We start from the raw sequence: 11,400 nt of genomic DNA, 5'->3' as shown, positions 1-11,400 counted from the left end.
GTCTCGAGGGTTCGAATCCCTTCGTCTCCGCCACCTACCATTTTAATTGAATGGTCTTGAGGCGCTTGCTAGCGTATAAGTCTATGGACTTATGCGCCTATTTGCGTTCGCGTCATTTTGATTGCGCTCGGTGCTGTTCGCTCCGTGGTATGAAAGGTGGTACGTCCGTTGGCCTGCACTTCCGGTAAACTAAGCAAGAACCTCGTCCGCACGCTCGGACCAGGGCGGCACGGCGACGTCAACGGCCTATACCTCGTCGTGCACCCATCCGGTGCCCGCCGCTGGATTGTGCGCGTCACAGTCAAGGGGCAGCGCAATCGTGAGGGCAAGCCTAACCGAACCGACTTCGGGCTCGGCGGCGCTGACAGCATCACACTGACCGTCGCCCGCGAGCGTGCGCTTGAGTACCGGCGCCTAGCTAAGCAAGGTTTGAAGCCTAAATTCCGTAGTAAAAAGGAAGTACCTTGCTTCGAGGAGATCCCCCGTCAAGTCCACATAGAGCGTCTACCGACTTGGAAGAACCCGAAGCATGGCCAGCAAGCAGTGGATCAACATACTCGCTGAATATGCCTTTCCGAAGATCGGCCGCCTACCAGTCTCCGAGATCGACCAGCCCGAGGTTCTGCAGGTCCTCTCCCCCACCTGAACGGCTTTATTGCGCAAAGGCGGATGTAGGATTAATCTCGTGAACCCAGCATGCTAGCTGGGGCGTCCTGAACAGACTTAATCCGCCGAGCTACAAGACCAAGAACTGGCCGTGCTACAATAAAGCGCTCAAGCAGCGTGGCTCGCTCACCAGCTGGTTCGATCCGGACATTGTGTGGGTGCCGCCGGTACGTTTCACCCTTGACACCACTTGCGCAGACTTATGCTTCCGTTTTCGATTCGGCGAAAGGAATTCATAAACATTTTTAATAACTTGTTCGGCAAGCGTTGCTGGTTGAAAGCATAAGCCTGCGCAGAAGCCAAAGGGCTACGCAGCGTCAGAGGCTTAGCCCATGAGGCCATCCGTGCAGCAGCTTCCAGGCATAAAAAAACCCGCGCCGAAGCGCGGGTTACTCGAAGACTGAATTTTCTTGGAAGATCCAGGTGCCGATGGCGGCCCGGAACGGCTTGTCCCTCCGAAACATCCTCTCGTAGCTATCATGGGTAAACGGCGTCGCCAGCTGGTTCATTCCGGTTTTCTCGCACCAGGCCGCCACGAAATCTGACCGCTCAACCACCCCTGCCCTCCTGGCAACCGCAAGCGCCACAGCATCGACGACCATGTCGATGACCAGGCCCCACCTGAATGCGCCGGCAGTCGCGAGGCGGTGCAGGAAATCTCCAGTCGGCAGGCTGGCATCGACATCGAGCCCCGCGCTGATGGCGTAGCTGCCGACGATTTCGTTGAGGGTTTCGTAGTCCCGTGCCGGATGCCCAGGCGCACTACTCAAATCGATTTCCTGGAACTCGATCCTGGTCATCAGCCGATCGAGCTGTGGCTCGCGCTCCACGTAGTCGCCGAGTTCCGGCACGCCCGAAAGGATCAGCATCAGCGGCCAGTCGTGTGACTTCATCAGGGTCTTGAAGGCATCCAAGACGCTCAGAACCTCGGCATCCGACTTGCCACGCATGATATGCTGGGCCTCGTCGTAGTAGATCCCGATGACGCCCTGGAGCTTGGCCTGCTTGATAACCAAATCCCAGATCTCAAACTGTGTCCGGCGGGTCTTGTTCGTAATAGGATAGCTCAAGGCGTGCAGTGTCTTGCGGCCAAGGTCCTTCCAACTCCCTTTCGCCTCAAGCACGCAGCGCGCAAACCTCGCATCCTTGCCGTCCGGCATGGCAACAGCACTCTCGTTGAAGCGGTTCAGCATGTCCGTGATCTCGGCGGTCTTGCCCGAGCCGGACAGCCCCGTGACCAAGAGGCTGCGCGCCTCGAAGCCCTTTCCGGACTGCAGACGCCCCAGGTGGCGACTGAAAAGTTGCGCGAAGGTCTGCTGAAGTTCCTCGCCCCTGGCGAGCGGGAAATGCCGCTGTGCCAGATCCGCATTCAGGTTTGCCAACGAGGGGATGATGAAAGGGTTGGTCACAGCTTGCTGTCCTTGATGGGGCCGAAGGTCATGGTCTTGATGTCGTCAGGGTCTGGCGCTGAAGTGGCCCGACCTGACGGTTCATCCGTCCCCTCAGCGGACCGCGTCGGAGGTGTACTTGCGCTGGCACTTGCTCGAACGATCAGCTGGCATCTTGCGCCGGGTGATCGACATGGAAACCAAGGGAGACGCGGACTTCTTCGCCTTCGTAGAACTCGACCTGCGCACACTCACCCCGACCTTCCACCTGTTGACCAACGACCAAGCTTGCAGCTTGCTGTCGATGGCCAGGTTGAACAGCGCGAGATCGCGAAGGTTGCCCACACGTTCGAAAGCTCTCGCGCATCAGACCGTGCCGGCGGCTTCGAGCTCGGCTTCCAGTTTTTGCTCCTCTGCTGCGCGGGGGTTCGAGAAGCGCGCGAGCAGGAGATAGGCCACGGGGGTGAGATAGAGCGTCGAGACGGTGGCGAGGCCGAGACCGCCGACGATCACCCAGCCCAGGGCCTCGCGCGCCTCGGCGCCGGCGCCGGACGAGAGGATCAGCGGCACGCCTCCGAGCACGGTAGAGACCATGGTCATCATCACCGGGCGCAGCCGGATCGTGGCGGCATCGAGGATCGCGCTGCCCACGTCCTGGCCCCGGTCGCGCAGCTGGTTGGCGAACTCGACGATCAGGATCCCGTTCTTGGCCATGATCCCGACCAGCATGACGAGGCCGATCTGGGAATAGACGTTGAGGCTGAGCCCGGTGAAGAGCAGCGCGAAGGCGGCGCAGGCGAGGCCGATCGGTACGGTGACCATGATCACGATGGCCGAAATGAAACTCTCGAACTGGGCGGAGAGCACCAGCAGCACCACCACGATCGCGAAGCCGAAGGTGAGCGCGAGGCCGCTCGAGGTCTCGTCGAGCTCCGCCGCCTCCGCCAGGGGCACGATGCGGTTCTGCTCGCCGAGGATGTCCTCCGCCAGGCGCTCGACCTCCGCCAGCGCGGATCCGAGCGCGAGTTCAGGCGTCAACCCGGCCGAGATCTCGACCGAACGGTTCTGCCCCTCGCGGTCGAGCTCGGGCGCCACCGCGCGCTCCTCGAGGCGCACGAAACTCGCCATCGGCACCATCTGCCCGTCGCGGGTCTGAACGAAGATGTTCTCCAGATCGCCGGGATCGTTGACCGGATTGGCGGTCGAGAGCATCTGCACGTCGTAGCTGGTGTCGTCGAGGAAGATCGATCCCACCGACCGGCCGTCGAGCACCGCGCGCAGGGCGTCCCCGAGACCGGTGATGTCGATGCCGAGATCGGAGGCGCGGGCACGGTCGATCTCGATGAAGAGCTGCGGCTGGGTGGTCTCGTATTCCAGCCGGACCTGCCCCATGGCGGGGATCTCCTGCATCCGCGCGACCAGCTCCTCGGAGATGTCGGCAAGCTGCGTGTAGCTGTCGCCGGTGACCGCGAAGGTCAGACCGCGCCCGGCGCCCCGGATCCCGAGCGAGTTGGGCTGGATCGCGAAGGCCCGCACCCCGATGACGTCCCTCAGCTTGCCGTTGATCTCGTTCACGATCTCCTGCTGGCCGCGCTCCCGTCGGTCCCATTCGGCCAGCGAGAACACCATGAAGCCGCGGTTCTCGGCCCCGAAGCCGGTGATCGAGAAGACGTTGGTGATCTCGCCGGCCTCCGCCAGCGGCTGCACCAGACTCTCGATCTCCCCCATCTTGGAGGTGGTGTAGTCGAGCGAGACGCCCTGCGGCGCGGTGACGCTGAGAAGGGCGACGGCGCGGTCCTCGGACGGGGTCAGTTCCTGCCGTATTCCGCCGGCGACGAACATGGCGGTCAGCGCGAAGAGCGCCGCCGCCGTCACGATCACGAAAGGCATGGCGAGGGCCACGCGCAGCGTCGCGGCATAGGCGCCGGCGAGCCTGTTCCCCAGCCAGATCAGCGGCCCGCTGGGATGGGTCTCGGGCGGACGGCGCAGGAGCTTGCTGGCGAGGACCGGGCAGAGCGTCAGCGCGACGAGCGATGAGAGCATCACCGCCATGGCGAGGGTGAAGCCGAATTCCCGGAAGAGGCCGCCGGCCTGGCCCGGCAGGAAGGACAGCGGGACGAAGACCGCGGCAAGGGTCGCGGTGGTGGTGACGACCGCGAAGAAGACCTGCTGGGTGCCGAGGACCGCCGCCGCGCGTGGCCCGATCCCCTCGGAGCGCCGGCGCACGATGTTCTCAAGCACGACGATGGCGTCATCGACCACCATGCCGGTCGCGAGGACGAGTGCGAGCAGCGTGAGGATGTTGACCGAGAAGCCGACGAGATAGATCGCCGCCAGCGTTCCGATCAGGGCGACCGGCAGAGTGAGCGCGGGGATCAGCGTCGCGCGCAGATCGCGCAGGAAGAGGAAGATCACCACGACGACGATGGCGACCGCGAGACCCAGCGTCGTCAGCACCTCCTCGATCGATCCGCGGATGAAGGTGGCATCGTCCGAGGTCACGAAGATCGAGACGTCGTCCGGCAGCGTTTGGTCGAGTTCGGCGACGGCGGCTCGGACATCGGCGGAGATCTCCAACGTGTTGCTGGTCGCCTGGCGGACGATGCCGATGCCGAGCCCGGTCTGGCCATTGGCGCGCAGGACGGTCTCGTCGGGCTCCGGCCCGAGAGTGACCACTGCCACGTCGCCGAGAACCACGTTCTCGCGGATCTGCAGGGCCTCGAAGGCCGCGGGCGTCGCCACGGTTGCCGTGGTACGGACGTTGATCGTCTGACGGTCCCCGGTCAGGCCGCCCGCGGGCGCGTCATAGGCGATGTCGGTCAGCGCGGCTCGAATATCGGCGAGGGTGAGGCCGCGGCTCGCAAGATCGAGCTGGTCGATATCGACCCGGAAGATCGGCTCGCGATCACCGTAGATCTGCAGGTCGGCAACCCCCGCGACCGAGATCAGCCGGTCCTCGACGCGGTCCTGGACGAGGCGCGTCAGCTCCTGCGGCGAGCGTCCCGGCGAGGTCACGGCGATGCGCATGACGGGCTGGGCGTCGGCATCGGCCTTGACCACCTCCGGCGCGTCGGCCCCTTCGGGAAGGTCGTTGGCGATCCGGGCGATCACGTCGCGGGTATCGGTGGCCGCGACGTCGATATCGACGCTGTCGTCGAATTCGAGCGTCACCCGGCTGCGTCCGAAGCGTGAGTTCGACGAGATGTTGCGCACCCCCGAGACGCGTCCCGCGGCGCCTTCGATCCGCCCCGTCACTTCCTGGTCGACGGTCTGCGGCGAGGCGCCCGCAAATTCGGTGGTGATCGAGATGACCGGCCGGTCGACGTTCGGCAATTCACGGATCTCGGCGCCGAAGAGACCGGCGATGCCGGCGATCACGATGAGCGCGCTCAGAACGAAGGCGAGGATCGGCCTGCGGACGAAGACCGCGATGCCCGAGGTGCGGGCACGGGAGGGGGACGGGTTCTCCGCCATGGGCCTACAGCCGCGGCGGAGGGGTCTGCCCCTCGCGCAGCGCGGTCGCGCCCTCGGTGATGCTGACCTCGGAGCCCGGCCTCAGGGTCTGGACGCCCTCGACCACGACCCGCTCGCCCGCCTGCAGATCCGCATCGACCAGCACCGCACCGCTGTTGCGCTGCTCGATCGACGCCGGAACCCGCTCCGCCCTGCCGTCCCGGACCGCCCAGACGAAGGCGCCCTCGCTCGACCATTGCAGGGCAAGCGGATCGACCGCGATCAGCGTCTCTCCCGGGAAGGTGAGGGCGACCGAGAAGGCCATGCCGGCGCGCAGGCGATCCTCGGCGTTCTCGACCTGCGCCTGCACCCGCAGGGTGCGGCTGGCCCGGTCGACCACGGTATCGATGGCGCTGATCTCGCCCGCGAGCGTCGTATCGGCAAAGCCCAGCGGTGTGATCTCGACCTCCATGCCCAGGGAGGCCCGGCCGATCACCCGCTCGGGGATCCGGAAATCGATGAGGATCACCGAGCGGTCCGTGATCGTCGCAAGCTCTTCCCGGGCGGCGACGCGGTCGCCGATCTCCACGTCGAGGATCCCGACGACGCCGGAGATGGGCGCGATCACCTGGCGCTGCTCGAGATCGAAGATCGCCTGCCGCTCCGCGAGCTCCGCGGTGCGGAGCGCCAGCTGCGCCTCTCGGGAGGCGACTTCGGTGATGGCGCCCGAGCCGCGGAGCTGGCGCAGGCGCGCCTCGTCAACCCGCGCGTCTTCGAGGATCAGCCTCGCCCGCTCCAGTGCAATCCTCTCGGCCTCGTCGTCGAGCTGCGCGACGACGTCGCCCGCCTCCACGCGCTGCCCGGCGGTCACCGGCAGATCGGTGATCAGCCCCACCGCTTCGGACCGCACCGTGACCGAGCGCACCGCCCGTCCGTCGCCGATCGCCGTGACCCGGTCCTCGAGGACCCGTTCCTCGACGTCGGCGACGATCACGCGCGGGCCTTTGTCGGCGCTCCGCTCCGGGCCGGCGGTTTCGAGTGAGGCCTGCTGCATCTCGATCCCCAGGGCATCGAGTATCCCGAGGCGGTCGAGCGCCGGTTGCGCCGCCGGGACATGAGCGATCCAGACATAAAGCGCAGCTCCGAGCAGGGCCGCAGAGAGAAGAATTTGGCGTATCAATGAGAACACGTAGGCATCCGTATTTCGGCCTGGGGAAGGTTTCTGCTCGGAAACACTATAGGACGACGGACATCGGGTGATGTGGCAACACGCCGATGTGATACTGGTCGTCGGTCGGCAAGGAACGTTGGCAGGACTTAATTACTGGACCGTGCGTGTCAGATCCTTTTTCGACGTGACCGTACCCGGCTTGCGCTGAGGTTCGAAGCGAGACGGAATCTCCATCGAAAAACTGGAGGCGACCCTGACCCGTGCCACACCCTTCCCGCAACAAGGCGAAGGGCTTCTGCCGACCAGGCAGACATGGTTTTCGAGGCCGGCCAACATGCCGACAAGAACGTGACCGGTCGCCTCCCATGTCTATGCTACACAACCCCATATCTCCGGGAGGCCCATTCATGACCAAACATGCTTTGACGCGCCGGCTTACGGCGGCGGATTTCGACCAAGAGCTGCTCGACCTCTACGACTATTATGCACACGGGAAGATTTCGAAGCGAGAGTTTCTCGACCGCGCCGGGAAATGGGCCGTCGGCGGAGTGACTGCAGCCGCAATCCTCGGAACCCTGGCGCCGAACTATGCTCTTGCACAGCAGGTGACGGAGGACGATCCGGACATCGAGGGCGAGGACATCACCTACCAGAGCCCGGATGGGACGGGAGAGATCACTGCTTATCTCGTCAGGCCGGCGGAGGTGGACGCTGAGAACCCACCCTCCGCCGTGCTGGTCGTTCATGAGAACCGTGGCCTCAACCCATACATCCGCGACGTGGTGCGACGCCTGGCCAAGGCAGGTTTCGTCGCGATGGGACCGGACGGCTTGTCGTCCCTCGGTGGCTACCCGGGTAGTGACGACGAAGGCCGCGAAATGCAACGCAGCCTTGATCAGGAAGCCCTGCTGAACGATTTCTTTGCCGGCTTCGAGTATCTGCAAGCGCTCGAGAACACCAACGGCAAGGTCGGCGCGACTGGCTTCTGCTACGGTGGCGGCGTGGTGAACAAGCTGGCCGTGGCGTATCCCGAGATGGCGGCGGGCGTGCCCTTTTACGGCGCCGCGCCGGACAGCAGCCAAGTGGCGCAGATCGAGGCGCCTCTGATGATCCAGCTCGCTGCACTCGACCAACGTATCAACGCGATGTGGCCCGAGTTCCAGAAGGCGCTGGAGGAGAACGACAAGCGCTATGAGGCTCATATTTATCCGGGCGTGAACCACGGCTTTCACAACGACACGACGCCCCGTTACGACGAGGCGGCCGCCATGCTGGCAGAAGAACGTATGGTCGCCTGGTTCCGGACCTACCTCGCAGGCTGATGATATATCGCGCCCGCTCCGAGCCGGGCGCGACTTCCGAAATCGACGCGAGCCGCCTTGCGACGATGCAGCGTGATTGTCGGGCATCGAGCATGCTGCAGATACCGGGTCGAGGTCAGCACGCAGGACTTTCACACTGCCGGCAAACTTGATCTGCGCTACGCTCAAGCGTCGGGCCCAGCGGGATAGTCGAGACACTGTTGTGGACACCGAAGCCTTTGGAGCGGGCACACTTTGCGCCGTGCTCGAGGTGGATGAGCGTCTGGTTCGCCAAACCCAGCGACTTCCAGTGTTAGCTCCCCACCGCTTGACCGTCCTTGCGCGGATCTGACCCGGCGGCATAACCACCTGATTCCAGCTTCTGGATAAGCTGCGCGCCTCCGAAACCGAAAGCGCTGTCAGGTGCTTCTACGGCAATCTCGTGCCCGAGTGCCGCCAGCGCCTCTCTCGTGGCCGTGGGCAATGCCTCCTCGCAGGCAACTTCCCTGCCGCTCGTGAACCGCCAACGCGGTGCGTCGACCGCGCTCTGGACGTCCTGCTCCCAGAGCTGCGTTCGCAGCACCATCTGAACGTGGCCCTGGGCCTGCATCGGGCCTCCCATGACCCCAAAGCTCATGATCGGAGACTCGTCACCCATCAAAAAGCCGGGAATGATCGTGTGGAACGGCTTTTTTCCGGGCCCTACCTCGTTCGGATGGCCCGACTCCAGGCTGAACCCGGCGCCGCGGTTCTGCAGACTGATCCCGGTCTCGGGCACCACGACTCCGGAGCCGAAACCGGCATAGTTGGACTGGATGAACGACACCATCATGCCCGAGGAATCTGCCGTCGACAGATACACGGTCCCGCCGTTTCGCGGCGCACCTGCCCCGAAAACCTGAGCGGAATCATGGCTGATCGTTTTTGCGCGTGAGGCGAGATAGTCTGAACCGAGCAATTCTTCCGTGCTTGCATCCGTCATGAACCGGTTATCGGCCACGTATCGGTGCAAGTCGGCGAAGGCGAGCTTCACCGCCTCCACTTGCAGGTGTATCGCCAAGGGGTCGTCCGGCCCGTGATCGCGGATCCTCGTGTGATCCAGTATTCCGAGCGCCATGAGCGCCGCAATGCCTTGTCCGTTGGGCGGGATCTCGTGAAGCGCCGCCCCGTCGAAGTCCGTCGATATGGTGCCGCACCACTCCGGTCGGTGGCTTGCCAGATCCTCGAGCGTCAGTGCGGCGTTGTGGGCTCCGGCCGCGGTGCTGATTTTCTCCGCCAGCTCGCCCTCGTAGAAGGCCTTGCCGCCCGTCTCGGCGATCAGTGCAAGACTGCGCGCCAATCCTGGATTGCGAAAGCGTTCGCCTGCGTGCGGCACACGGCCCTTCGGCATGAAGGTATCCGCGAACCCGGGCTGATCCGACAGAACGTCCGCACCGCGTTTCCAAAGCGCGCCGATAACCGGCGAGACAACGAAGCCATTCTCCGCATACGAAATCGCGGGGGCAAGCAGGGTCGGCAGGTCTAGAGTGCCGAAGCGTTGTGCGAGTTCCACCCAGGCGCTCACCGCTCCGGGAACCGTAACGCTGTCCCATCCGATCTGCGGCATCGTCTGGTGCCCTGCGAAGCGGTCCGGCGTCCATGCGGCGGGGGCTGCACCCGAAGCGTTCAGCCCGTGCAATTCCTCTCCATCCCAAAGGATACAAAAGGCATCCGAGCCAAGCCCGTTACCGGTCGGTTCGACGACCGTCAGAGTCGCCGCCGCCGCGATCGCGGCATCCACGGCGTTTCCGCCCCGCGCGAGCATCGAGTGTCCCGCTTGCGCCGCCAAGGGCTGCGAGGTCGATACGAGGTTGTCGGCCAAAACCGGCGAGCGGCGGGACGTGTAAAGCGCGTCGTGACGCAGGTTCATCAGATAGTATCCTTTGCGTCGGTCGTCTGACGTTTCGATTTCAGGATGCCGCGCACCGCCCACGCCACCGAGAGGACGGCGGCGACCAGGAACAGCAGGCTGACGGGGCGGGTCACGAAGAGCGACCAATCGCCATCGGTCATGAGCGCGCGGCGCAGGTTCGTCTCGGCGATCGGTCCGAGGATCACGCCGAGCACCAGCGGTGCAAGCGGGTAATCGAGCGCCTTCAGGGCGTAGCCGAAGAGCCCGATGAACCCCAGGAGGTAGAGGTCGGTGACACGGTTGTTGAGGGCGAACGAACCGACGACGCAGCATACGAGAACCACCGGCACGACCACCCACTTCGGCACTTCGGCTACGCGCAGGAAGGTCCGCATCGAGAGGACGCAGACGACGAGCATCATCAGACTGGAGACCGCCATCGCGAAGAACATGCCGTAGACAAGGTCAGCGTTGTCCATGATGAGCCGCGGCCCGACCGAGATGCCGTGGACCATGAGCGAGGCCATCAGGATCGCGTCTACCGCGGACCCGGGAATGCCGAGCGCGATCAGCGGGATCAGACCTCCCCCGGCGGTCGCCGAGTTGCCGGCTTCTGACGCGACCACGCCGTCGGGGATGCCGGTGCCGAACTCTTCCGGATGCGGCGAGGACCGCTTGGCCTGGTCGTAGGCGACGAGGTTTGCGATCGACCCTCCGGCGCCTGGCAGCGCTCCTATGGCGACGCCGATGAGCGACGAGCGAACGAGGTTCACGGGGCGCATCAGAACTTCCCGCATGACCTCCCATGTCTTGAAGTCGATATCGCCGACGACCAGCTTCTGTCCGGTCTTGATAGCCCCGGCGTCCTCGACTTCAGAGGCGAGTTGCGAGATCGCGAAAATGCCGATCAGGACAACGAGGAAAGGCAGTCCCGCAGCAAGCATCTCGATCCCCATGTCGAAGCGCGGCCGACCCATGATCGGGTCGGTGCCAATGGTCGCGATGGCCAGCCCGATCAGCGCCGCAATCAGCCCCCGCTGCAGCGAGTGCCCCACGAGACTGGCCACGATGGTCAGCGCGAACACGATCAGGGAGAAATACTCCCATGGCCCGAGTCTTACCGCGAAGAGCGCCAGTGGCGGGGCCGCCACGATAAGCACTGCCGTCGAGATCACAGTCCCGAAGAACGACGCCCATACCCCGAGAGACAAGGCACGGCCCGGCTGCCCGTTGCGGGACATCGGGAACGCGTCGAAGGTCGTGGCGACCGCAGAGGGCGTTCCCGGAATGCCGAGCAGCGCGGCCGAGACGAGGCCGCCGGTATAGCCGCCCACGTAGACCGACAACATCACCGCGATGCCCTGGAGCGGATCCATTGAGAACGTCAGCGGGAGCGTCAGCACGATCGCCATGGTCACCGTGAAGCCCGGTATCGCCGCGGCAATGATCCCGGCCACCGACCCCATGAGCATGAAGATCAGGGTGACGGGTGACAGGACCTCGCCTGCGCCAAGCAGGAACGCCTCCATC

General features: G+C 64.4%; 8 protein-coding genes and 1 pseudogene. 4 read left to right on the top strand and 5 right to left on the bottom strand.

What is annotated here, in order from left to right:
* The first annotated feature begins 156 nt into the window (after nt 1-156).
* The 3 genes and pseudogenes from OCH239_RS23545 to OCH239_RS22735 all read left to right on the top strand — a co-directional run.
* Entirely contained in the window at nt 157-564 is a 408-nt protein-coding gene (locus tag OCH239_RS23545) for an Arm DNA-binding domain-containing protein (RefSeq protein WP_341871951.1), read from the top strand.
* Nucleotides 530-646: a phage integrase central domain-containing protein gene (locus OCH239_RS23890; RefSeq protein ID WP_425280289.1), complete on the top strand. Its 117-nt coding sequence runs from the start codon at nt 530-532 to the stop codon at nt 644-646. Before OCH239_RS23545 ends, OCH239_RS23890 begins: the two co-directional genes overlap by 35 nt.
* Before the next feature lie 67 nt (nt 647-713).
* Nucleotides 714-824: pseudogene (locus OCH239_RS22735) on the top strand (IS5/IS1182 family transposase); the annotation flags it as partial.
* 231 nt (nt 825-1,055) lie between these two features.
* On the opposite strand, the gene OCH239_RS15175 reads toward OCH239_RS22735, so the two are convergent.
* The 3 genes from OCH239_RS15175 to OCH239_RS15160 form a co-directional block, all read right to left on the bottom strand.
* Nucleotides 1,056-2,075 carry an ATP-binding protein gene (locus OCH239_RS15175; RefSeq protein ID WP_037264478.1) on the bottom strand — a complete coding sequence of 340 codons (1,020 nt, stop codon included), beginning with the start codon at nt 2,073-2,075 and terminating at the stop codon, nt 1,056-1,058.
* Nucleotides 2,076-2,420: 345 nt separating this feature from the next.
* A complete protein-coding gene (locus tag OCH239_RS15165) occupies nt 2,421-5,528 on the bottom strand; it encodes an efflux RND transporter permease subunit (RefSeq protein ID WP_037264474.1) in 3,108 nt (1,035 codons plus the stop codon).
* Between the two features lie 4 nt (nt 5,529-5,532).
* Nucleotides 5,533-6,696: an efflux RND transporter periplasmic adaptor subunit gene (locus OCH239_RS15160; protein ID WP_037264472.1), complete on the bottom strand. Its 1,164-nt coding sequence runs from the start codon at nt 6,694-6,696 to the stop codon at nt 5,533-5,535.
* A gap of 389 nt (nt 6,697-7,085) precedes the next feature.
* Between OCH239_RS15160 and yghX the strand changes: the two genes are divergently transcribed.
* Nucleotides 7,086-8,000, top strand: coding sequence for a YghX family hydrolase (yghX, locus tag OCH239_RS15155; protein WP_037264469.1), 915 nt, complete (start codon nt 7,086-7,088; stop codon nt 7,998-8,000).
* 292 nt (nt 8,001-8,292) lie between these two features.
* Here the strand turns inward: yghX and OCH239_RS15150 are convergent, their stop codons facing one another.
* Both OCH239_RS15150 and OCH239_RS15145 read right to left on the bottom strand, forming a co-directional pair.
* Nucleotides 8,293-9,888 carry a gamma-glutamyltransferase family protein gene (locus tag OCH239_RS15150; protein ID WP_037264467.1) on the bottom strand — a complete coding sequence of 532 codons (1,596 nt, stop codon included), beginning with the start codon at nt 9,886-9,888 and terminating at the stop codon, nt 8,293-8,295.
* Nucleotides 9,888-11,399, bottom strand: coding sequence for a tripartite tricarboxylate transporter permease (locus OCH239_RS15145; RefSeq protein ID WP_037264465.1), 1,512 nt, complete (start codon nt 11,397-11,399; stop codon nt 9,888-9,890). The genes OCH239_RS15150 and OCH239_RS15145 overlap by 1 nt, the downstream gene beginning before the upstream one ends.
* Nucleotide 11,400 lies beyond the last annotated feature (1 nt).

The sequence above is a fragment of the Roseivivax halodurans JCM 10272 genome, from assembly GCF_000521785.1.
Classification (GTDB): Bacteria; Pseudomonadota; Alphaproteobacteria; order Rhodobacterales; family Rhodobacteraceae; genus Roseivivax; species Roseivivax halodurans.
Note: the sequence above shows the minus strand (reverse complement) of the source record. Positions and strands in the feature narration are given on the sequence as shown.